Origin of the sequence: Pseudomonas sp. EA_65y_Pfl2_P78 (assembly GCF_963970495.1) — a bacterium.
Taxonomy (GTDB): domain Bacteria; phylum Pseudomonadota; class Gammaproteobacteria; order Pseudomonadales; family Pseudomonadaceae; genus Aquipseudomonas; species Aquipseudomonas baetica_A.
On record NZ_CAXAON010000018.1, the window covers coordinates 23,362 to 46,577 of the forward strand.

The window sequence follows — 23,216 nt, forward strand, 5'->3', positions numbered from 1 at the left end:
GATTCATGGGCATCGCGCATCACCCGGACACGCAACACCAGTGGAACAACAAAAACAATCACTGTGAGGGATACCGATATGTCAGAACACGTTCAGCCGCTGGACGCCGCGAGCGGCGCCAGCACCAGCAATGCCACGCAGAAAGTCATCTTCGCCTCGTCCCTGGGGACGGTGTTCGAATGGTATGACTTCTTCCTCTACGGCGCCCTCGCGGCGGTGATCAGCAAGCAGTTTTTCGCCGGGGTCAATGACACGACTGCCTTCATCTTTGCGCTAATGGCATTTGCGGCGGGATTTGTCGTACGGCCGTTCGGGGCGCTGGTGTTCGGTCGGTTGGGTGACATGATCGGGCGCAAGTACACGTTTCTGGCGACCATCATTTTGATGGGGATCGCGACCTTCTGCGTGGGTTTGCTGCCGAACTACGCCAGCATCGGCATCGCCGCACCGATCATTCTGGTGTTGTTGCGCATGCTTCAAGGCTTGGCGCTCGGCGGTGAATACGGCGGCGCGGCAACCTATGTCGCAGAACACGCGCCCATCGGCAAACGCGGTTTGCACACCAGCTGGATTCAGTCCACCGCCACCCTCGGTTTGCTGCTATCACTGCTGGTGGTACTCGGTTGCCGCTACTTCACGGGCGATCAGTTCGAAGTCTGGGGCTGGCGGATTCCGTTCCTGCTGTCGGTTGTGCTGCTGGGCATCTCCACCTGGATCCGCCTGAGCCTGCACGAATCGCCGGCCTATCTGAAAATGAAAAAGGAAGGCAAAACCTCGAAGGCGCCGATCCGCGAATCCTTCGGCAAATGGGAAAACCTCAAAGTCGTGCTGATCGCCCTGTTCAGCATCAATGCCGGGCAAGCGGTGACCTTCTACGCGGCGCAGTTTTATGTACTGTTCTTCCTCACGCAGTTCTTGAAAATGGACCCGGCGGTGGCCAACACGCTGCTGATCATCAGCGTGGTGATCGGTGCGCCGTTTTTCATTATTTTCGGCTGGCTGTCGGACAAAGTCGGACGTAAACCAGTGCTGATGCTCGGCCTGTTGCTGGCCACCGTGCTGTACTTCCCGATCTTCAAATCCCTGGCCCACTACGCCAACCCGGCGATTGACCAGGCCAGTCGTCAGGCACCGATCACCGTGCTGGCCGACCCAGCGACCTGCACCTTCCAGTTCGATCCGGTGGGCAAGGCCAAATTCGACAGCCCGTGCGACAAGGTCAAAACCTTCCTGGTCAAACAAGGCCTGCCCTATTCCAGTGTCGCCGCACCGACCGGCAGCGGCGTGCAGGTGAGCATCGGCGACGTGAAGATCGACGGCTACGACGAAGCGGCCCTGCGCGGTGCCGTGACGTTGGCCGGGTATCCGCAACAGGCCGACCTGCAGCAAATCAACAAACCGATGATCGTCGCCCTGATCGTCGCCCTGATCATTATCTCGGCCATGTGCTACGGGCCGCTGGCGGCGCTGATGGTCGAACTGTTCCCGACCCGCATCCGCTACACCTCGATGTCCCTGCCGTACCACATTGGCAATGGCTGGTTTGGCGGTTTCCTGCCGACCGTGTCGTTTGCGCTGGTGGTGTACACCGGGGATATTTTCTACGGGCTGTGGTACCCGGTGTTGATTACCGGGGTCAGTCTGGTGGTGGGGATGATCTGTTTGCGTGAGACGAAGAATATCGATCTCGACAAGAACTGAACAGGCCCTCCAGCACGCCTTCAGTGGACGGGGCAAGCCCTCCCGCCACTGGAGGATTGAAATACCGCAGTTGCCCCGGCGCGTCGAGGCCGTGCCGAAAACTTCTCTGGGGGTTGCCCTTTGCATTGGCCAAAACTCGTCTACGATAATTTCAGAGCAAAGCCCTGCGACGCAGAAAAGCGTTCGTGACGTGGGGGATCGAACCTCCTGGATCGAGGATCCTTCCATGTACGCCACACGACGCACCCTCGTGCACATCTCCCCTCCAGTCGACGCCTGCCCGAGTGTTCAACCCCGGACGAGTCTCATCGTTAACAATCGCTCGCAGCATGCCGGATGCATCCGGCGTGGCGAAAAACAGTAGTGCTGAACAGTCTGGACGTAGCAGCACCCTCATGACGTCGTTCGGACTCAATGAACGGAACCGCGAAAACATTGGTTCCACTGGGTTTACCGAAAAAAGGACTGCCGACATGAACTATGAAAGTGAAGACGCGTTAGCAAAAATAGATCTGGCAATATGGCAACACGATCAGCCAGCGCAAAAGCAGGTTGAGGGTGTCACTGGATTCTTCTTCGGTTCCAACGGCGTAGACGTCGTGGCACAGGGAGACTCCTGGTTCGACTATTTGCCCGGCGTGGACATCATCAAGTGGCTGAAGCTGACGTCCGGCTACAAGATCAAGAGTTTCGCTTCGGGTGGCGACACGCTGGAAAACATGGTTTACGGGACAGAAATCAAAGACGGAGCCTGGACCCGACCGCGGCCCGAGTTTGAGGATGTACTGGCGGAAATCAAACGGATCAAACCGGCATTTTTTCTGTTTTCCGGTGCTGGCAATGACATTGCCGGTGACGAATTCGCGTCTTTCCTGAACCATGCCGATGCCTCGCCCGCCTCACTGGTGCGAACCGATTATGTCAATGACACCGTTGACCGGGTCTTTCGTAACGCCTATGAAGACATGATCAAACGAGTAAAAGCCGCTCACCCGAAAATCAAGATCATTTTCCATGGTTACGGGCGTGCTATTCCGACAGGCAAAGGCGTGGTCAACATTGGTAACTACCGCTTCATCGGCCCATGGCTGCGCCCATCGCTGACGCGCAAGAACATCATGAACCCGCAGGTTCAACGCCAAATCGTCACGGACTTTATTGATCAGCTCAATACCATGCTCAAGTCTGTTGCCGACGCTCATCCCGATGTCTATTTCATTGATCTGCGAAATCTGATCAACGACGACGACTGGATCAACGAACTGCACCTGAACGCCTTGGCTTACAAGCGTATGGCCAAGCAATTTGAGGACAAGATGGATTCACTGTTGACGTCAAAACAGGCGCTAGTCAAAGCCCAGGCCAAGACCACCGCGTTGGAGGCATTCAATAGACTCGAACAATCCCTTGCAACGGTTCAAGCGGGCATCCAGGTGCCCGTACAGAATCAGTGGGCGCCTGTGCAAGCGCCACCTGCGGTCAAGCGCACACCGCGGTCTCGTCAGGTTGCGCCGACAAAAGGCAAAACGGCGACAAAACGCAAGGCCAAGTAAGTATCAGCCCGCCACCGCACACCCGGCGGCGGGCACCTCCTGGACTAAACATCCGCTTCGATCACCTCGAACTTCACCTGATCAGGATAAAACGCGACATGGTTTTTGATCTGATCAACCGATATTTTCGGATGCTCGTAAGTCCACACCGCATTCGCCCCCTCATGCCCCGGCACCTGCAAGCTGAAATAATTGGCATCGCCTTTATACGGGCAGTAGCTGGTATGGTCGGTGCGGGCGAAATACTTCTCGTCGATGTCTTCACGCGGGACGTAGAAGACCGGCGGGTAGTTGGCCTCGTTGAGAACCAGCACATGGGAGGACGCGGCGACCTGGATGCCATGGAATTTCACTACCAGGCAACCTGAGAGTTCTACGAGGGCGATGACTGGACTGGGGCCTGGGGTTTTCATGGGTTTCTCCTGAGACGGCGGTGAAAGCTCAGGTATAGCGCAAGGACTTCCTTCACGGCGGACTCACAGCCGAACGGCCAAAAAGCTCCTCATCTAAACGCCGCCCAACCCTCTCCCGGTGAGAGAGGGCCGCTTTCTCAGGGCATCAAGCAACAATATCGGTCGCCACCGCCTGCCCTACCACACCCACGGCAAAGTCGACCTGCCCCTGCCCGGTCAGATCGACCAGCAGCCCGGTCTGACCGTGCTGCGCGTAGTAAGTCAGAATCGCATCGCCCGCATGGCCGGTGAAACTGCTGACGAAATTCAGCGACGCCGCCCCCGTGGCAAACGCGGTAATGCCCGACAGATCTATCTTGTCCAGACCGCTCTGGAAATCCATGATCCAGTCCGGCTGGTTATTGGTCGAGTCGCTGGCTGCGCCGAACACGAAGGTATCCGCGCCCTCACCGCCCCACAGCACATCTGCGCCGCCACCACCGTAGAGGATGTCGTTGCCGGCCCCGCCAAACAGGTGATTGACCGCCCCGTTGCCGATCAGCAGGTCATTGCCTGATCCGCCCACGGCATTCTCCATGGTCACGCCATAGGCGATGGAGACGTTGCCGACCAGACCGCCGACGTCGGAGAAGGAACCCTCGTTGAGGTTGATCTTCTGGTTCTGGGTGAATCCGGAGAAATCCAGCCAGTCATCACCACCACCGTCCCACACCGAAAACACCACTTTGGACGACGCCGAAGTCGCGCTGTAATAATCGCGGTCAGTGTTGGAATTGAAGCCGTACCTCGTGTCCTCGGCGCGGGTCTCGTAGTTGGCACCGTAGAGTTTCTGCACCGCAACAATGTCATCCAGCAACGGTGCCGAGGCGTAAGCCCCGCTGCCGCCCTTGCTGAAGTTCTGGTCAGTGTTGGCTTCGCTCCAATAACTCATCAGGCTGTAACCGCGAGTGTCTTCGGCGTACTTGGCGTCGGCGTAAGTCGGGCTGCCGTTGCCCGCGTTGTAGGCGCCAGGGTGCGACAGGCCGAGGGTGTGACCGATTTCATGCGTCAGGGTCTGGCGCCCGTAGTTGTTGGTGTCCGGGGTTTTGTTGACCTGATATTGATCGTTGATCAAGTACCACGATTGGCCATCATAGCTGCCGCCGCTCGGCAAATACGCGAACGCTGCGCCGCCGGTGCTGACGTCGTAATTGCCGAACGTCATGTGACCGTCGCCGCCCTTGCCCTCGGTGAAAGTGACGTTGGCGACGTCGGCCCAGGATTGCATGGCGAGCACCGCTTGAGCTTTTTGCTGGGCGCTGAATTCGCTGAAGTTGCCGAGTTTGGGGTTGTAGTTGGCCGGTTTGTCGGTCAGAAAGCTGTAGCTGAGGGAGATCTTGCCATCGGCATTTTTATCGCCCCACGACAGGCCCTTGCGCAGGATTTCGTCGGCGGCCTGATCGGCAGTGAACGAGGGTTTGCCGTTGACCAGCCCGACACCACGGTCATACAGGTGGCTGAACGTGTCCACGGCGGAGTAGGCGCTGCTGGCCTGGAAAGATGCTTGAGACATGAGTTACGTCCTTGTTGCAAAAGAGTCAGTGTCCGACAGACCACGGCGATCTCCTGGCGAGACCGTCCTGTCGCTCGCGTTTTTCTTTAAGGCGCGAAAAACCTGACACAGCCACCCACGCGGCGCTACTCAATTTCTCGATAGCGCCGGGCATGTCCCGTGAAAGCCCGTCATGTTCGGCAATCCTTTTTATCTGTATATCCATACAGATAAAAGTTGCCCCTGACGCTAACTCCGGCCATTCTGTGCGCCTGTTCGGACATTGATCGACGATGGTGGATATGCGGCTGTACCTCTGTGAAAAACCTTCCCAGGCCAAAGACATTGCGGCCGTACTCGGTGCAAAACGCCGGGGCGACGGCTGCTGGCTGGGAACAGACGTCACGGTGACCTGGTGCATCGGCCACTTGCTGGAAACGGCCCCGCCGGATGCCTACGACGCCCGCTACAAGCGTTGGGTGCTGGCGGATCTGCCGATCATCCCGGACAAGTGGAAAATGACCGTCAAGCCGCGTACCGCCAGCCAGTACAAAGCGGTAAAACGCTTGCTGGGCGAAGCCAGCGAGCTGATCATCGCCACCGACGCCGACCGTGAGGGCGAGATGATCGCCCGGGAACTGGTCGAGCATTGCCGCTATCGCGGGCCGATCCGCCGATTGTGGCTGTCAGCGCTGGATGAGGCATCAATCCGCAAGGCTTTGGCCGCGCTGAAACCGGGGGCCGAAACGTTCAGCCTGTATCACTCGGCGCTGGGTCGCTCGCGGGCAGACTGGCTGATTGGCATGAACATGAGCCGCCTGTTCACCCTGCTAGGCCGTCAGTCGGGCTATCAAGGTGTGTTGCCGGTCGGTCGGGTGCAAACGCCAACCTTGCGGTTGGTGGTGGATCGCGACCGCAGCATTGCCGATTTCGTACCGGTGCCGTTTTGGGCGATCGATGTGCAACTGCTGCACAACGGCACACCGTTTACCGCGCAATGGCGCGCCCCGTCGGATGTTTGTGATGATCAGGATCGCTGCCTGAATCAGGCGCTGGCGCAGCACGCCGCAGCTGCGATCAGGGGTGCAGCCAGTGCCCGGGTGGTGAAGTTGCGTACCGAGCGCATGCGCGAAGTGGCGCCCCTGCCCTTCGACCTCGGCACCTTGCAGGAAGTCTGCTCGAAGAAACTCGGCCTCGGCGCGCAGGAAACCCTCGACATCGCCCAGGCACTGTACGAAACCTACAAAGTCGTCACCTACCCACGCAGCGATTGCGGGTTTCTGCCGCTGAGCCAGCACAGTGAGGCGCCGGGGATTCTCGCGGCGTTGCGTCAGGCTGACCCAAGCCTTGAAGCGCTGCAGAGTTTTCTTGAACCTCAGCGAAAATCCCGGGCGTGGAACGACGCCAAAGTCAGCGCCCACCATGGCATCATTCCCACCGCTGCCGCGAAGAATCTGGAACGCCTGAGCGGCAAACACCGGGCGGTCTATACACTGATCCGCGCACGGTATCTGGCGCAGTTCCTGCCCAATCATGAATACGATCGCACCCAGGCTGATTTCGATTGCGGCGCTCAAGCGTTACGCGCCGTCGGCAAACAGATCATCGAGCCGGGCTGGAAACGCGCCTTACCCGAAGCGCTCGCGCCGGCCAAGGGGCGTGAGGCACCGGTGCCGCAAACCTTGCCAGCGTTATCTCAGGGCATCGAGTGCGCCGTTGCGAACGTGACGCTCAAGGATCTGTGGACACAACCACCCAAACCCTACACCGAGGGCGATTTGATCAAGGCGATGAAGAATGTCGCCAAACTGGTGGAAGATCCACTGCTCAAGCAGAAACTCAAGGACACCACGGGCATTGGTACTGAAGCCACCCGTGCGTCGATCATTCAGGGCTTGCTGGATCGCGGTTATCTGGTGAAAAACGGCAAGGCGCTGGCCGCCACACCCGCCGCGTTCAGCCTGATTGACGCCGTGCCCCGCGCCATTGCCGACCCCGGCACCACAGCGATTTGGGAACAAGCGCTGGACATGGTGCAGAGCGGCGAGATGAGTCTGGAAGAGTTCGTCACCAAACAGGCGGCATGGATGAGCAAACAAGTGACACGCTGCTCCCATCTGAGCCTGACCATCAGCGGCCCACCGCCCGCCGGCAAAGCTGCCACCCCCTGGAAGAAAAAGCGCAAATCGACGCGGAGCAACACCGCCGTCGCTACGAAACGCAAAGCAAAACCGGCAGCCAAAAAATAAAACACGCTACTGTTTCCGAGAGGCCCATCACTTTCAGGAACCCAAAGCATGCCCACCCTAGAACTGCACCCGGCCCAACGCGATGAACTCGAAACCCTCGAAAACCTGATGCAGTTCTACATGTACGACTTCAGCCAGTGGTTGCCGCTGAAACTCGCTGCACATGGCTTCTTCCCTATCCAATCGAAATCCGAATACTGGCGTCACCCGGCAACCCAACCGTTCCTGATACGGGTCGACGACGAACTCGCCGGCTTCGTGACCGTTGATAACGAAACACATATCGAGGGTGCCGAACACAACATCGGCTACTTCTTCCTCGCCCGGCGCTTTCGTGGCCAAGGCGTCGCGCAGTTTGTCGTCTCTGCCCTCTTGAGCCGCATCCCCGGTCAATGGCAAATTTTCCATATCGACGCCAACCTGCCGGCACAGCGCTTCTGGACCAAGCTGATCCCGGAATTGACCGGTGGCGCTTTCACCTTGCACCAGCGTGAAATGGACGGTTACCCGTGCACGTTCTACGCCCTTCACACACCTTTTTCCGTTGCCTGAACGGATCCTTTCTCATTCCAAAACTGCTTTGTCCGACAATATGTAGTGTCCAAAAATAAACACTACAAAACCGTTGACGGCATCGTTTTGCTTTTGCATGATGAAGACGTTCCCCGATCGGGAACATTTGGTAACACGCTTGAGCAAACTCGTCTGACCGCCGAGTTGTTTTTTCCGGATACACGCTGCCCACAAGGCAGATTGAAGAAGCTGACCTGGCCTGAACGTCCAGTACAAGGACGAGAAGCGCTGGCGAAAATTCTCAAGACGCTTGTGGTCGACCCTGAAAACGTCGGCAAGGGGCCTCCCGGTTTTCGCTGCTTCTCTTCGTTGTGACGCTATTGCGTAGCAGTTATTCAACACGACTACATGCAACAGATGCACGACCCCGTACTTCAAACGGGCGAGCGCTGACGTCCTGGTTTCGGTGCCAGGGATCAACTAACCGATGGGCTACCTGTATTAGCGAATCAACTTTGAAAGATCACCAAACTGGTCAAGGGGCAACATCATGAATCTGAACAACCAACCTACTATCGAAGAACTGGCTCGTATATTCGCTGCGCAAAAAGACAGCCACGACAGCCATATTCTGTGGATCAGCAAGTCGGGGCAGGTGCATATCGACTGCCTGTCGCCCCACGCTGGCGAAGAAGAGTTCGAGCAGAACAACCAGAACCTGTTGGCCCGCCTGAAGATGTACCGTCGCGGCCACGGCTATGTCGGCAAAAAAGCCGCAGCCGACAAGGACTTCATCGGTAATGTTCTGCAAACGCTGAAACAGGCGTGGGACGCGATGCAGAACAAGAACGAAGTTCGGGTGATTGATCGGTTCTGCTGATTTACAACTTCAATAAAAAGGGCCTGCTTCCAATAAGAAGCAGGCCCTTTTTATTGCGTTCCAGTTCAGAGCGGGGGCTCCAGGATTAGATTCATAAATGCCACCGCCGCCGCACTGTGATAGTTATTGCGCCGCCGCAACAACGCGGCCCCACGCTGCGGCGCTTCGCTCTCGACCCACAGCCTGCGCAATGCCCGATCGGACGTCGCAATCGCTTCCGGCAGCATCGTCGCCATCGGCGAATGCCGCACCACCTCCAGCAACGTACTCACCGAATTCACCTCAATGCGCACCTGCGGCGTGATCCCGTGCTGACGAAAATACTCATCGACCGACAAGCGCGTGATGAAATCCGACGCCAGCAAGGCGAAATCCAGCTGCGCGATATCGTCAGGCGTCAGCACTGAATCACTTTCATACAACGGATGCTCGCGCCCGACCATGACACCCAGGGTCTCGGTAAACGCCGGAATGCACTCGATGTCCGGGCTGCGTACCGGGGTGAACGCAATCGCAATGTCCAGCGAGTCATCCGCCAGACCGGCCTCGATGTCGTCCATCGACAACTCGAAGATTTCCAGATGAATCCCCGGATATCGCGCCGCGTAGTCGCGCACCAGCGGCCCGACCAGATACGCCATAAACGTTGGCGTCATCGCCAGGCGCAACGTACCGCGGGTCAGGTCCTTCACGTCATGCAGTGCGCGCTTGCCCGCCTCCAACTCCACCAGCACCCGACGCGCACATTCAATGTAAGCCTCGCCGGCATCGGTGGCTTTGACCGTACGTGAAGTTCGATCAAACAGGCTCACCCCCAGTGTTTCTTCCAGTTGGCGAATCTGCTGCGACAAGGTTGGCTGCGACACATGCAGCGCCTCGGCCGCGCGAGTGAAGCCGCCGTGATCGGCAACGGCCAGCAGGTAACGCAAATGTCGCAGCAGCATGTGGGAGCACCATCTATAGGCAGGGCTTATGCAAAGCATTGTATATCGGTCTTGGACGCTATGGATAAATCGGCAGAAAATCAATCCCACACAGCAAGCCAACCCCTGAAAGGAGTGACACCATGCAACAGTCCCACGCCTACAACGACACCAGCCTGGCCCTGACCACCCGCATTCTGGACATCAAGGCACGCAAGAATCTGTCGTGGCAGGATCTCGCCGACGGCACCGGCCTCAGCCTGGCGTACGTCACCGCCGCCCTGCTCGGCCAACATCCGCTGTCGGAAACCGCCGCCCAAGTGGTGGGCGACAAGCTTGAGCTGGACGCCGACGCTGTCGCGGCCCTGCAAATCATCCCGCTGCGTGGCAGCCTCAGCGGCGTGCCGACCGACCCGACCATCTATCGCTTCCATGAAATGATCCAGATCTACGGCACCACCCTCAAAGCACTGGTTCACGAGCAGTTCGGCGACGGCATCATCAGCGCAATCAACTTCAAACTCGACATCAAGAAAGTCGAAGACCCGGAAGGCGGCTCCCGCGCCGTGGTCACCCTGGACGGCAAGTTCCTGCCCCTGCGTCCGTTCTGATGTGCCCGGCCCGCACTTTGCGTGCGGGCCATCCGATCTCCCTTCAACGAGGACATGCACATGAAAGCCCTGATCGACGGTTTCCTGAAATTCCAGAACGAAGCCTTTCCGCAACGCACCGAACTGTTCAAACACCTGGCAACCACCCAGCAGCCCGGCACCTTGTTTATCACCTGCTCCGACAGCCGTGTAGTCCCGGAACTGCTGACCCAGCAAGAACCCGGCGAACTGTTCGTGATCCGCAACGCCGGCAATATCGTGCCGTCCTACAGTCCGCATCCGGGCGGGGTTTCGGCGACAGTGGAATATGCGGTGGCGGTGCTTGGTGTGACCGACATTGTGATCTGCGGCCATTCCGATTGCGGCGCGATGACGGCGATTGCCAAATGCAAATGCATGGATCATCTGCCGGCCGTCAGCGGTTGGTTGCAGCATGCCGAGTCAGCGAAAGTGGTGAACGAAGCCCGGCCACATGCCAATGACGCGGCAAAATTGAGTTCGATGGTGCGCGAAAACGTGATCGCGCAACTGGCGAATATCCAGACCCATCCGAGCGTGCGCCTGGCACAGGAGAAAGGCCTGCTGAATCTGCATGGTTGGGTGTATGACATCGAGACCGGCTCGATCGATGCGCTGTCCTCGGACCGCCGCACCTTTGTGCCGCTGGCCGAACAACCGGCTACTTGCGCCGTTCACGCAAACACCAGCGCAGCAGCCTGAATTACATTGCGCCCCTGTGGCGAGGGAGCCTGCTCCCCCACCACAGGTTCTTTCAGCGCTTTACACCCAGATCAATCTGGGTCATGCGGCTACGCACGGTAAACACACCATCGCCCGAAAGAATCGCACTGCGCGCAAACAACCGTCCGTTCTCCCAGTTCGAAAGCCCCAGCTCCGGCTTGTTCAGCGCGTACTGGCCATCGACCCAGCGGGTAATGCCATTACCCACGAACGGTGCGTTGACCGCGTTATAGAAGCGCTCCTGAACAGCGGCATCCTCACTGATCAACGACACGGTAAATTGCGGGCTATAGCGGTTGAACAATGCAATCGCCTGATCCAGATCGTCGACGATCATCAAGCTGACTTCCGGGGTTTCTTCCCATTCCCACTCGCGCCCCAAATCCGCCTGCGCCAACGGTTCAGCCAGTGCTTCGGTCTGATAACCCTCGGCACGATAGACCTCGACCGTCGCGTTCTGCCACTCGCCCGGCAGACAACGTTCGCTGCCCTCGACGATGTGCAATTTGCAGCCCTGGCCGCGTGCGGTACCGGCCTGCTGCAGCGCGTCGAGGAACAGCGGCACCAGTTCATCGGCACGTTCGCGCTGAATCAGGCAGACATTCAGGGTGTTGCAGACCTTGCGATCCAGCGAGTTGCGCACCACCGCCGCAAAGCGCTTTGCGTCAGCCTCACGATCGGCTATCAGCCATGCCCCCCCGGTGCCATGCAGGCTGACCGCCGTGCCCGCCTGCTGGGCAATGCTGCCCAATTGACTGACTGCACGTCCTGACCCACGAGCCACCGCCAACGACAGACGTCGATCAGCAAACATCGCCCAACCGGCGGCGTGATTGACACTCTCCACCAGCGACACCGCGCCCACGGGCAGACCGGCCGCAGCCAGCGCCGGGTTCAACGCGTGAGCAACAATGGCCTGCGCCGTGCCCAACGCATCGCTGCCGATACGCAGCACAGCGGTGTTGCCGGTGCGCAAGACGCCGGCGGCATCGGCGAACACATTCGGCCGACCTTCAAAGACGAAAGCGACGATACCCAGTGGCGAGACCACTTGCTCGACCTTCCAGCCATCGTGCTCGACGCTGCTGATGACTTTGCCGCGCGTCGGTGCGGCATCACGCCAGGCGCGCAGGCCGGCAATCATGTCGCGGCGCATGCGCTCATCGGCCAGCAAGCGTGTGGTGGAGCGCCCGCGAGCCTTCGCCCGTTCGATGTCGGCAAGGTTGGCTGCCTCGATCTGCGCCCAGCATTCAGGGGTTTGCAGGCGCTGTGCGAACAAATCGAAGAACTGACTGATCGCTTCGTCGCTGACCGCAGACAACGCGATAAAAGCCGCCGCCGCACGTTCAATCGCCACGGCGGCCGCTTGTTGATCGGCCACCGGAATCAGCAACAACTCGCCACTCACCTGCTCCACCAGCAGGTGGTCACCGGGCTGAAAGCGCGCGGCCAGTTCGGGGCTGACCACGGTGACGCGGTTACCAGCGAAAGGGATCGGCGTGCCAGCGACTAGACGTTCGAGCGCAAGAGACATGAAGCAGATTCACCATGCAGAGGGCGGCCGGAAAATGTAGCGGATTCTTCGCCGGAATAACACTCCCACAAGGTTTGCAGAGCCTGGCTAATCGGGTCAGAACACCGACCAGCCAATGCGCGAACTGAGCATCTCCAGCGCCGCCATGCCCGCCAGCGAATTACCGGCAGCATTCAATTCCGGCGACCACACGCAAACCGTGAACTGCCCAGGCACCACCGCGACAATCCCGCCGCCGACGCCACTCTTGCCCGGCAGGCCGACGCGATAGGCGAAGTTGCCCGCCTCGTCATACAAACCGCTGGTGGCCATGATCGAGTTAACCTGCTGGGTCTGGCGTCGCGTCAGAATCTGTTCGCCGCTGTGCTTGCAGTAGCCGTCATTGGCCAGAAAGCAAAAGGCCCGGGCCAGATCGATGCAGTTCATGCGCAGCGCGCAGTGGCTGAAGTAACTGCGCAACACTGATTCGACGTCGTTGTGGAAGTTGCCGAACGATTGCATCAGGTACGCCATTGCCGCGTTGCGTGCACGGTGCTGGTATTCAGAGTCGGCGACTTTGCCATCGATCATGATCTGCGGATTGCCCGACAGACGCCGGACGAAGTCACGCATCGACAAGGTCGGTGCGGCAAAGCGCGACTGGTTGATGTCGCAGATCACCAGCGCGCCGGCGTTGATGAACGGATTGCGCGGGCGACCGCGTTCGAATTCCAGCTGCACCAACGAGTTGAACGGCTGACCGGACGGCTCATGGCCCAGACGCTCCCAGATCGCCTCACCGGAATGTTCAATGGCCTGCACCAGGCTGAACACCTTGGAAATACTCTGCACCGAGAACAGCGTCTCGGCGTCGCCGGCGCAATACATCTCGCCGTCGTTACCGTACACAGCGATGCCCAACTGGTTGGGCGCCACGGTGCCGAGGGCAGGAATGTAGTCAGCCACTTTGCCCTGCCCGATCAGGGGCCGGACAGCATCAAGGATCTCGTTCAACAGCGCTTGCATGCCGGGTTCCGAAGTCTCGCCCCGTGGGATTGCGGGGACACTGAGGCTAGACGCTGGCGGCATGCATCGAATCACACCGGCAGGCATCATGCAGAATATTCTTGGCTCAATCGCACCCCTGGCAATCGGAGAGTCCCCGAAGGCTGCGACAGTTTGAGCTTCAGGCTAGCGCCGGCACACCGCTGTGGAAACGGAATTCGGCGTCCGGCGATTCGATCAGTTCCTGTTCGGCCGCACGCACCTTGTCGATCACCTGAGCCACATCCCTGGCCTCACCATACTGATAAGCCAGTTTCAGATACCCCTGAAAATGCCGGGCTTCGCTTTTCAACAGGCCGAAGTAAAACTTGCCGAGTTCTTCGTCCAAATGTGGCACCAGTGCTTCGAACCGCTCACAACTGCGCGCTTCGATGAATGCACCGACCACCAGCGTATCCACCAGTTTCACTGGCTCGTGGCTGCGCACCACTTTACGCAGGCCCGAGGCGTATCGGCCGGCATGCAGTTGACGCAACTCGATCTTGCGGCGTTTCATCAGGCGCATGACTTGCTCGTGGTGCACCAGTTCTTCCCGGGCCAGACGCGACATCATGTTGATCAGGTCGACGTGGGAGTGATACTTGGCAATCAGGCTCAGCGCGGTGCTGGCAGCCTTGAACTCGCAGTTCTTGTGGTCGATCAGCAGGGTTTCCTGATCGGCCAGTGCGGCCTGAACCCAGGCATCGGGTGTGCGGCAGCCAAGGAATTCGTGGATTTCGGGAAGGATCATGGGGCTCACGGTCAAGGTGTTCGAGCGAAGGGCGCCGATTATACCGGCCTGCCCGAAGACCACCAGCGGCTGGCGTTGATATGCATCAAGTCGCAGGTGCTGGCGCAGCAACTATAGTTGTGCAACGCCGTGCCCTTTACTCGCTGGAGACTCCGCTCATGCAAGCCATTCGCAGCATTCTGGTGGTCATCGAACCCGAACATTCGGAGAGCCTGGCGCTCAAGCGCGCCAAGTTGATCGCAGGTGTGACCCAGGCCCATCTGCACCTGCTGGTGTGCGACAAGAAGCACGACCATGCCGGCATGCTCGGCGTGCTCAAAGCCGCGCTGCTGGCGGACGGTTACAGCGTCACCACCGAACAGGCCTGGAACGAGAGCCTGCATGAAACCATCACCGACGTGCAGCAGGCCGAGGGTTGCGGGCTGGTGATCAAACAGCACTTCCCTGACAGCTCGTTGAAAAAAGCCCTGCTGACCCCGGCGGACTGGAAGCTGTTGCGCCACTGCCCGACCCCGGTGCTGCTGGTGAAAACCTCTACGCCCTGGAAAGACAGAGTCATTCTGGCGGCGGTCGATGTCGGCAATGCCGACGGTGAACACCGCCATCTGCATACCACGATCATTGATCATGGGTTTGATATTGCCAGCCTGGCCAAAGGGCATCTGCATGTGATCAGCGCCCATCCGTCGCCGATGCTGTCGGCAGCCGACCCGACCTTCCAGCTCAAATCGACAATCGAGGCGAAGTATCGCGAGCAATGCAGGGCGTTCCAGGCGGAGTTCGATGTCGATGACGAGCATCTGCACATCGAGGAAGGCCCAGCGGATGTGTTGATTCCGTTCATGGCGCACAAACTGCAAGCAGCCGTGACCGTAATCGGCACCGTGGCGCGTACCGGATTGTCAGGTGCGTTGATCGGCAATACGGCGGAGGTGGTGCTCGATACGCTGGAAAGCGATGTGTTGGTGCTCAAGCCGCAGGAGGTTGAGGATCATTTGCTGGAATTGGCGGTGAAGCATTAAGTTTTGCGGCGTCACACAGGGCCTCTTCGCGAGCAAGCCCGCTCCCACGGTTTGAAATGCATTCCCGTGTGGGAGCGGGCTTGCTCGCGAAACTTTTGACCTTCAGGCGCCAAACGCGTCTTTGAGAAAGCCCGGTGCGATGTAGCGCTGATAGTGCGCTTCCGATAACAGGAAGAATTCCCGATCAATGGCATCGCGCAGTTCCGGCAGGTTCCAGTCGCGAAACTCCGGCAGCAGCACCATCCCGTAGGCTTCCAGATTAATGATCACCCGCGCCCCTCGGGCAATCAGCTGATACGCCCAGCAATACTCGGACTGATGGGGCACAAAGCGGATCTTGCGCTGCTCCAGTTGCTGACGCAGACGCGCCGAATCAAAGATCTCGACCTTGGCCGCCATCACTTGTGACAGCAATTGCTCCAGACGCAGCCACACCGCACGTTTTTCCTCCTCGTTGTAACCATTCCAGTTGATCACTTCGTGATGGAAACGCTTGCAGCCACGGCACACCAGATCACCGTAAACAGTGGAGCAGAGGCCGACGCAGGGAGTCTTGATGGTCTGATTGGGCATAAGGTTGGCAAAGGCACTGAAACGCGGAACAGGTCGGCATGTTAGCCCTTTGTCTAACATTGATCACCCCTCAAACTTGAGGGCCTAACTTACCTTTAATTTTTTTTTGCCGTAGAATCAGCCAGCCTTTTAAGGCGCCAATGTCCGTTAGAAGCTGTTTTCAAAGCGTCACGAGCACAGTCGTTCCTTCAGAGCGGTGTTGGCGAAGGGTTTTTCCAGCGGGGAAAAACTCAACGCCAACCCTCATCAGCTCCCCGTTCTGCAGGCGTAAAACTTTGAAAGCAGCTTCTGTAAGGAATAGCCGGTAATTCTGGCCAAGCGACCCACAACGTCGCGAGGTGCATGAGTACGGCCATTTCGGGATGAGCGTCCCGGACACCCATTTGGGACCACTGATGAGGGTAATAACTGTGCTTGAAGCCTACCGCAAACATATCGAAGAGCGTGCAGCCCTGGGTATCGTTCCCCAGCCGCTTAACGCCGAACAAACAGCAGGCCTGGTCGAGCTGCTGAAGAACCCTCCGGCTGGCGAAGAAGAATTTCTCGTTGACCTGATCACCAATCGCATTCCACCTGGCGTGGACGAAGCGGCTTACGTTAAAGCCGGCTTCCTGTCTGCACTGGCCAAGGGCGAAGTTGCCTCCCCTCTGCTGGACAAAAAACGCGCTGTAGAACTGCTCGGCACCATGCAGGGCGGCTACAACATCGTGACCCTGGTTGACCTGCTGGACGACGCCGAACTGGCGCCCGTCGCTGCCGCGCAACTCAAGCACACCCTGCTGATGTTCGATGCGTTCCACGACGTGGCCGAAAAAGCCAAGAACGGCAATGCTCACGCCCAAGCCGTGCTGCAATCCTGGGCTGACGGCGAGTGGTTCAAGAACCGCCCGACCCTGGCCGACAAGATCAGCCTGCGCGTGTTCAAGGTCACCGGCGAAACCAACACCGACGACCTGTCCCCTGCCCCTGATGCCTGGTCGCGTCCAGACATCCCGCTGCACGCGCTGGCCATGCTGAAAATGGCTCGCGACGGCATCGTTCCTGATCAGCAGGGCGCCATCGGCCCGATGAAGCAGATCGAAGAAATGCGCGGTCAAGGCTTCCCGATCGCCTACGTCGGTGACGTGGTCGGTACCGGATCCTCGCGTAAATCGGCCACCAACTCGGTGCTGTGGTTCTTCGGTGACGACGTTCCTTACGTGCCGAACAAGCGCGCTGGCGGTTTCTGCTTCGGCAGCAAAATCGCTCCGATCTTCTACAACACCATGGAAGATGCCGGCGCACTGCCAATCGAGTTCGACGTCTCGAACATGAACATGGGCGACGTGATCGACCTGTACCCGCACGCCGGCAAAGTCTGCAAGCACGGTACCGACGAAGTCATCACCACCTTCGAAATGAAGACCCCTGTGCTGCTGGACGAAGTCCGTGCCGGCGGTCGTATTCCGCTGATCATCGGCCGCGGCCTGACCGAGAAGGCGCGCGCCGAACTGGGTCTGCCTGCGTTCGACCTGTTCAAGAAGCCTGAAGCACCGGCTGAAAGCACCAAGGGCTTCACCCTGGCGCAGAAAATGGTCGGCAAGGCTTGCGGTCTGGCAGAAGGCCAAGGCGTTCGTCCTGGCACCTACTGCGAACCGAAGATGACCACCGTCGGCTCTCAGGACACCACCGGTCCAATGACCCGTGACGAACTGAAAGACCTGGCATGCCTGGGCTTCTCCGCTGATCTGGTGATGCAGTCCTTCTGCCACACCGCGGCTTATCCAAAGCCGATCGACGTGACCACCCACCACACCCTGCCTGACTTCATCATGACCCGTGGCGGCGTTTCCCTGCGTCCGGGCGACGGCATCATCCACTCGTGGCTCAACCGCATGCTGCTGCCGGACACCGTCGGTACCGGTGGTGACTCGCACACCCGTTTCCCGATGGGCATCTCGTTCCCGGCCGGTTCCGGTCTGGTCGCGTTCGCCGCTGCCACCGGCGTCATGCCGCTGGACATGCCGGAATCGATCCTGGTGCGCTTCAAAGGCAAAATGAAGCCTGGCATCACCCTGCGTGACCTGGTTCATGCCATTCCTTACTTCGCCATTCAGAACGGTCTGCTGACCGTCGAGAAGAAAGGCAAGAAGAACGCCTTCTCCGGACGCATCCTGGAAATCGAAGGCCTGGAAGGTCTGACGCTGGAACAGGCTTTCGAGCTGTCCGACGCCTCGGCCGAACGTTCGGCTGCCGGTTGCACCATCAAGCTGTCGAAAGAGTCGATCACCGAGTACCTGAACTCCAACATCACCCTGCTGCGCTGGATGATCGGCGAAGGCTACGGCGATGCACGTACCCTGGAACGTCGCGCGCAAGCAATGGAAGCCTGGGTTGCCAACCCTGAGCTGATGGAAGCCGATGCCGACGCCGAATACGCCGAAGTCATCGAAATCGATCTGGCCGACGTCAACGAGCCTGTGCTCTGCGCGCCGAACGATCCGGACGACGCCCGTCTGCTGTCCAGCGTTGCTGGCGAGAAGATCGACGAAGTGTTCATCGGTTCGTGCATGACCAACATCGGTCACTTCCGCGCTGCCGGTAAACTGCTGGACCAGGTCAAGGGTCAGCTGCCAACCCGTCTGTGGCTGTCGCCGCCGACCAAAATGGACGCTCACCAACTGACCGAAGAAGGCTACTACGGCATCTACGGCAAGGCTGGTGCTCGCATGGAAATGCCAGGCTGCTCGCTGTGCATGGGTAACCAGGCACGCGTTGAGCCGAACAGCACCGTGGTGTCGACCTCCACCCGTAACTTCCCGAACCGTCTGGGCGACGGCGCGAACGTCTACCTGGCTTCGGCCGAGCTGGCGTCCGTTGCTTCGATCCTGGGTCGCCTGCCGACCGTCGAGGAGTACATGGAATACGCTGGCAAGATCGACAGCATGGCGGCCGATATCTACCGCTACCTGTCCTTCGACCAGATTGCCGAGTTCCGTGAAGCGGCTGCGAACGCCAACATCCCGGTCGTTCAAGCCTAACGCTGCAACGCAATGAAAAACGCCGCCCATCGTGAGATGAGCGGCGTTTTTTTATACCCCAAACAATCGGACTCAAATTACCTGTGGGATTGGGCTTGCTGGACAGCGCCATCGACACTTAGCCCGCTGAGAATCACGTCATTGGCAGAAACCTCCGGCAGCTTCGCCAAGGCACTCTTGGCCTCATGTTTGAGCCGCGCCAGGATCAGTCGCTTACCCTCCTGATCCACCCGCAGAAAAAACTCCTGCATGGCCTCGATGCTGGTGCCATCCAGGTTGGGCGTTTCCTCCAGGCTGAGGATCACCGTGTGCACCGGCACCGGCGAATGGCGGACCAAATGCAACGCCGCGCCGAGAATCCGTTCGACATTGGCAAAGAACAACGCCTCACTGGGCCGCACAATCAACACACCCGACTCCGCTGTCGCGCTCGGATGACGCTGCAAGTCGACGAAATCATGCCCGCCGTCAATCCGCCCCAGTACCTGAATATCCGCCGCCGACATCTGCTTGAGCATCAGCAATACACTGATTGCCACCGACACCAGCAAACCATCCAGCACGCCCAATACCAGCACCGCGCCCACAGCACAGAGCACCAATACCCGATCCCGGCGCCAAATGAAGTAGCGCCCCAGCGGCTGCAAGCTCAAGCCTCTGCCCAGCGCATGCATGACGATGGCGGCAAGAATCGGCTCCGGCGTCAGGGCGATCCATGGCAACACCGTCAGCACGATCAGCAACACCACCATCGCCGCAACCCCACCCGCCCAGCGTGAAGTCGCACCCGCCGCCTCATTCGCCGATGTCGCCGAATACCCTGCCCCTGCCGGCATGCCATGAAACAACCCGGACAACAGGTTCGACGCCCCCAATGCCAGCAGATCGCGATTGGAAGTCACCCGGTCGCCATGCTTGAGCGCAAACGAACTGATCGAGCCGAAAGACTCCGCATACAGAATCATCACCAGCGCAAACCCCACCTCCCCCAACCGCAGCCAATCAGCAAATGGCAGCACTGGCAGAGTCGGCACTTCCAGGCTCAGATCGATGAGTCCGATCATCTTCACGCCATAGGCCGGCAGGTTCAGCCATTGCCCGGCCACAATGCCGATCACCACCACCAGCAAGCCACCCGGCCCCCGTGGAAAGCGTGAGAACAGCCCCAGCAACACCAGCGCCACAGCGGCGACGCCCGCCGCCGGCCAGTTCCATTGCGGCAGTTGCTCCAGCAGTTGCGGGGCGAAGCGCACCAGATTGGCGTCGCTCAGATGCACACCGACGACGCTGGCAACCTGTTTGAGAATGATCGTCAGCGCCAGACCAAAGGCAAAGCCGCGCAACACCGGTTTGGCGATAAATGCAGTGACGCTGCCGAAACGAAAGATCCCCGCCAGCAAAAACAGCGCCCCGGTGACCAGCACCAAGCCGACCGCCAAGGTCGAGCGTAATTGCGGATCACCCTGAGCCAGCGTCGCCGTCGCCGCCGCCAGCACCGCCGAGGATGACGAGGTGGCCGAAACAATCGCAAAACGGCTGGTGCCGAACAACCCGTAACAGAGCAAACCGGCAAACAGCGCGATGACTCCGGCCTGCGGCGCCAGCGCGGCGATGGTCGAATACGCGACGGCTTCAGGCAACAGCAGCCCGGCAATCGACAGGCCGGCGAGTACGTCCTGCCAGCGGTGGGTGGGTTCAACAGGTTGCGGGGCGCTCGACAATCCACTGTCTCCAGACGAAAAAAAGCCGCTGTGCGCATCACGCACAGCGGCCACTGTAGCTGAGTATCCGGCGCTTTGGCCTACGCCGTCAGCGAATAAATCAACGCCGAAATCGCCACCAGCCCCACAGCCGTGACAAACACGTTCGACGCCTGCCCACGATAGCGCGCCATCGCCGGCACTTTACGAATCGCGTACATCGGCATCAAAAACAGAATGGCCGCAATCACCGGGCCGCCGATGGTTTCAATCATGCCCAGAATGCTCGGGTTCAGCGTCGCCACGATCCAGCAGATGACCAGCATGAACGCCGCCACAATGCGATCCAGCGCTTTCGCCCCCGGACGCTTGCCGCTCTTGACGATCAGACCTTTCAGACCTTCGCTGGCACCGATGTAATGACCGAGGAACGACTTGGAAATCGCCACAAATGCAATCAACGGCGCCGCGAAGGCGATGGTCGGGTTGCTGAAGTGGTTGGCCAGGTACGACAGGATCGACAGGTTCTGCGCCTTCGCTTCAGCCAGTTGCGCGGGCGACAGCGTCAGCACGCAACTGAACACGAAGAACAGCACCATCAGCACCATCAACGCATGAGCGCGGGACAGGATCTGCGAACTGCGCTCTTGTGCGTGAACGCCGTAACGACGCTTCTGATCGACCGCAAACGCGGAAATGATCGGCGAGTGGTTGAACGAGAACACCATCACCGGAATGGCCAGCCACAGCGTATGCAGCAACGCGGATGGCGCCGGTACGTGCGAAGCGGTGGCGAGGATGCCGCCATTCCAGTGCGGGATCAGGTACACCGCCAGAAACAGCAGCGCGACGATAAACGGGTAAACCATCAGGCTCATCGCCTTGACGATCGCCTGCTCGCCGCAACGTACCACCGCCAGCAGACCGAGGATCAGCACAAACGACAAAATCACCCGCGGTGGCGGCGTAATGTGCAGTTGGTGTTCGAGGAAACTGGCAACCGTGTTGGTCAGGCCCACGCTGTAGATCAGCAGAATCGGGAAAATGGCGAAAAAGTACAGCAATGTGATCAGCGCCCCGGCCTTAATGCCGAAATGCTGCTCGACCACTTCAGTGATGTCGGCGCCTTCGCGACCGGAGAGCACAAAACGGGTCAGGCCACGGTGTGCGTAGAACGTCATCGGGAACGCCAGCAGCGCGAGGATCACCAGCGGCCAGAAGCCGCCCAGCCCCGCATTGATTGGCAAAAACAGGGTACCGGCGCCAATCGCCGTCCCAAACAGTCCCAACATCCAGGTGGTGTCCTGGCGACTCCAGCTCGACAGCTCGGCTGGTGCTGCTTCATAGCGTTCGTTGACGCTATTGGCCTGCTCATTCATCCGGTCGGATCTCCGCATTCCGGTCACTTGCCACTCGGTCAGGACGCGTCGGAAAAAACCGACAGACATGCTCCGGCCAAAACAGGGGCGCGATTCTCCGTGATAAATCAACAGAAGCAAAGACTTAGCTGAGCAATGGTTGTGCGGATCAGATTATTGAATGTCGCTTTTGGCAAAATATATGTCGGCCATGGAAAGGTTAACTGTCGTTTTTAGGCATGTTTCAGTGCCACATGTGACCGAAAAAACTTGATCAGACCGATCGACCCAATATGAATCCAAGTGAAATGCAAAACTGGCCTTCCTTGGCTGTTGGCAGTGGCTGCTCAGACTGCATTGAGTCCTCATGATTTCGCGCTCATCGCTTGCCGGAAAGCGGATGGATCCGAGGGTTTCGCAGGCAAAATCCGGGAGTCGAGCAGGCCGCCTCATACAACGCAATGACAGAGACTGCGGCGAGGCGAATGACCCCGCCGCAGCGTTTGGCTTATTCCGCGGGCACCAGATTATCGAGCACCTGATTGACCGCCAGTTCCGCCAGCATCACGTTCTGGGCGATGCCTAATGCGGTCTGGCGATGGGTGCCTTCCAGCAGGGCGGCGAAGTTGTTGAGCATGACGTTGGCCGAACCGAGGGTTTCGCTCGCATCGGCCAGCAGGGGTTCGTTGCCGGCGGCGGGGTTGGCCATGTACAGGCGATTGGGTGCGTAAGGCGCGGCCATGACTTTGGCGGCTGGCGGATCCAGGTAGTGGTCGAGGGCGCGCTCGGCGGCTTCGTGGAATTTCTTGGAGCCAGGGGATTCGTAGGGGGATGCCGGATCGGGATTCGGCGGGTTTGGCGTTACCTTGAACATTGAGAACTTACCTCCGGTAATGCCGCCTCCCCTCTCGCCGCTAAGCAAAAGGGTGGCGGCTATGCGCAAGTTAGCGGACCGGTAAGTTCTCGAAACCCGGCGCACCCGAAGGTGCCATGCGCACAGCCACCATCAAGCGCAGGCATATGCCCGTCTAGATAAGACTTATGCAACCGAGAACAAACCGGGCCGCTAAGCCCGATCACTGGAAATCAGTGATGCGAACCAAGTTACCGACCGCCCTCC

At 59.1% G+C, this 23,216-nt stretch carries 20 protein-coding genes; 10 read left to right on the forward strand and 10 right to left on the reverse strand.

The window, feature by feature from the left end; translation table 11 throughout:
• The first annotated feature begins 78 nt into the window (after positions 1-78).
• The gene (locus AACY02_RS15380; RefSeq protein WP_339432688.1) at positions 79-1,701 is read left to right on the forward strand and encodes an MFS transporter; all 1,623 of its coding nucleotides are present in this window, start codon (positions 79-81) and stop codon (positions 1,699-1,701) included.
• Between the two features lie 329 nt (positions 1,702-2,030).
• On the forward strand, positions 2,031-3,254 hold the full coding sequence (locus AACY02_RS15385) for an SGNH/GDSL hydrolase family protein (protein ID WP_339432689.1): 1,224 nt from the start codon (positions 2,031-2,033) through the stop codon (positions 3,252-3,254).
• A 44-nt stretch (positions 3,255-3,298) separates the two neighbouring features.
• On the opposite strand, the gene AACY02_RS15390 is transcribed toward AACY02_RS15385, so the two are convergent.
• On the reverse strand, positions 3,299-3,667 hold the full coding sequence (locus AACY02_RS15390) for a DUF427 domain-containing protein (protein ID WP_339432690.1): 369 nt from the start codon (positions 3,665-3,667) through the stop codon (positions 3,299-3,301).
• Positions 3,668-3,812: 145 nt separating this feature from the next.
• On the reverse strand, positions 3,813-5,219 hold the full coding sequence (locus tag AACY02_RS15395) for a serralysin family metalloprotease (protein ID WP_339432691.1): 1,407 nt from the start codon (positions 5,217-5,219) through the stop codon (positions 3,813-3,815).
• Between the two features lie 281 nt (positions 5,220-5,500).
• Here AACY02_RS15395 and AACY02_RS15400 point away from each other — a divergent pair, with 281 nt between their 5' ends.
• From AACY02_RS15400 to AACY02_RS15415, 4 genes are all read left to right on the forward strand, one after another.
• On the forward strand, positions 5,501-7,447 hold the full coding sequence (locus tag AACY02_RS15400; protein WP_339432692.1) for a DNA topoisomerase III: 1,947 nt from the start codon (positions 5,501-5,503) through the stop codon (positions 7,445-7,447).
• A gap of 48 nt (positions 7,448-7,495) precedes the next feature.
• Positions 7,496-7,999: a GNAT family N-acetyltransferase gene (locus tag AACY02_RS15405; RefSeq protein ID WP_339432693.1), complete on the forward strand. Its 504-nt coding sequence runs from the start codon at positions 7,496-7,498 to the stop codon at positions 7,997-7,999.
• A gap of 45 nt (positions 8,000-8,044) precedes the next feature.
• Positions 8,045-8,335: a hypothetical protein gene (locus tag AACY02_RS15410; RefSeq protein ID WP_339432694.1), complete on the forward strand. Its 291-nt coding sequence runs from the start codon at positions 8,045-8,047 to the stop codon at positions 8,333-8,335.
• Positions 8,336-8,510: 175 nt separating this feature from the next.
• Entirely contained in the window at positions 8,511-8,840 is a 330-nt protein-coding gene (locus AACY02_RS15415) for a hypothetical protein (protein ID WP_339432695.1), read from the forward strand.
• A gap of 65 nt (positions 8,841-8,905) precedes the next feature.
• Here the strand turns inward: AACY02_RS15415 and cynR are convergent, their stop codons facing one another.
• Positions 8,906-9,784 carry a transcriptional regulator CynR gene (cynR, locus tag AACY02_RS15420; RefSeq protein ID WP_339432696.1) on the reverse strand — a complete coding sequence of 293 codons (879 nt, stop codon included), beginning with the start codon at positions 9,782-9,784 and terminating at the stop codon, positions 8,906-8,908.
• Positions 9,785-9,906: 122 nt separating this feature from the next.
• Between cynR and cynS the strand changes: the two genes are divergently transcribed.
• Together cynS and AACY02_RS15430 are read left to right on the forward strand one after the other, a co-directional pair.
• The gene (gene cynS, locus AACY02_RS15425; RefSeq protein ID WP_339432697.1) at positions 9,907-10,374 is read left to right on the forward strand and encodes a cyanase; all 468 of its coding nucleotides are present in this window, start codon (positions 9,907-9,909) and stop codon (positions 10,372-10,374) included.
• Between the two features lie 60 nt (positions 10,375-10,434).
• The gene (locus tag AACY02_RS15430; RefSeq protein ID WP_339432698.1) at positions 10,435-11,094 is read left to right on the forward strand and encodes a carbonic anhydrase; all 660 of its coding nucleotides are present in this window, start codon (positions 10,435-10,437) and stop codon (positions 11,092-11,094) included.
• 52 nt (positions 11,095-11,146) lie between these two features.
• On the opposite strand, the gene AACY02_RS15435 is transcribed toward AACY02_RS15430, so the two are convergent.
• The 3 genes from AACY02_RS15435 to AACY02_RS15445 all read right to left on the reverse strand — a co-directional run bounded on the left by AACY02_RS15435 (position 11,147) and on the right by AACY02_RS15445 (position 14,423).
• Positions 11,147-12,649 (reverse strand): aldehyde dehydrogenase family protein, encoded by a 1,503-nt coding sequence (locus AACY02_RS15435; protein ID WP_339432699.1) that lies wholly within the window; start codon positions 12,647-12,649, stop codon positions 11,147-11,149.
• 96 nt (positions 12,650-12,745) lie between these two features.
• Positions 12,746-13,654, reverse strand: a complete 909-nt coding sequence (glsB, locus tag AACY02_RS15440; RefSeq protein ID WP_339432700.1) for a glutaminase B — start codon at positions 13,652-13,654, stop codon at positions 12,746-12,748.
• 160 nt (positions 13,655-13,814) lie between these two features.
• A complete protein-coding gene (locus tag AACY02_RS15445) occupies positions 13,815-14,423 on the reverse strand; it encodes a tRNA-(ms[2]io[6]A)-hydroxylase (RefSeq protein ID WP_339432701.1) in 609 nt (202 codons plus the stop codon).
• Positions 14,424-14,581: 158 nt separating this feature from the next.
• On the opposite strand from AACY02_RS15445, the gene AACY02_RS15450 reads away from it, so the two are divergent.
• A complete protein-coding gene (locus tag AACY02_RS15450; RefSeq protein ID WP_339432702.1) occupies positions 14,582-15,445 on the forward strand; it encodes a universal stress protein in 864 nt (287 codons plus the stop codon).
• Positions 15,446-15,547: 102 nt separating this feature from the next.
• On the opposite strand, the gene AACY02_RS15455 is transcribed toward AACY02_RS15450, so the two are convergent.
• On the reverse strand, positions 15,548-16,018 hold the full coding sequence (locus AACY02_RS15455) for a DUF1289 domain-containing protein (RefSeq protein ID WP_221732659.1): 471 nt from the start codon (positions 16,016-16,018) through the stop codon (positions 15,548-15,550).
• 410 nt (positions 16,019-16,428) lie between these two features.
• Between AACY02_RS15455 and acnB the strand changes: the two genes are divergently transcribed.
• On the forward strand, positions 16,429-19,038 hold the full coding sequence (gene acnB, locus AACY02_RS15460) for a bifunctional aconitate hydratase 2/2-methylisocitrate dehydratase (protein ID WP_339432750.1): 2,610 nt from the start codon (positions 16,429-16,431) through the stop codon (positions 19,036-19,038).
• A 77-nt stretch (positions 19,039-19,115) separates the two neighbouring features.
• Here acnB and AACY02_RS15465 read toward each other — a convergent pair whose 3' ends face one another.
• The 3 genes from AACY02_RS15465 to AACY02_RS15475 form a co-directional block, all read right to left on the reverse strand.
• Positions 19,116-20,759, reverse strand: coding sequence for a SulP family inorganic anion transporter (locus AACY02_RS15465; protein ID WP_339432703.1), 1,644 nt, complete (start codon positions 20,757-20,759; stop codon positions 19,116-19,118).
• A gap of 80 nt (positions 20,760-20,839) precedes the next feature.
• Positions 20,840-22,117 (reverse strand): HAAAP family serine/threonine permease, encoded by a 1,278-nt coding sequence (locus AACY02_RS15470; protein WP_221732714.1) that lies wholly within the window; start codon positions 22,115-22,117, stop codon positions 20,840-20,842.
• A gap of 487 nt (positions 22,118-22,604) precedes the next feature.
• On the reverse strand, positions 22,605-22,970 hold the full coding sequence (locus tag AACY02_RS15475; protein ID WP_339432704.1) for a DUF6124 family protein: 366 nt from the start codon (positions 22,968-22,970) through the stop codon (positions 22,605-22,607).
• Positions 22,971-23,216 lie beyond the last annotated feature (246 nt).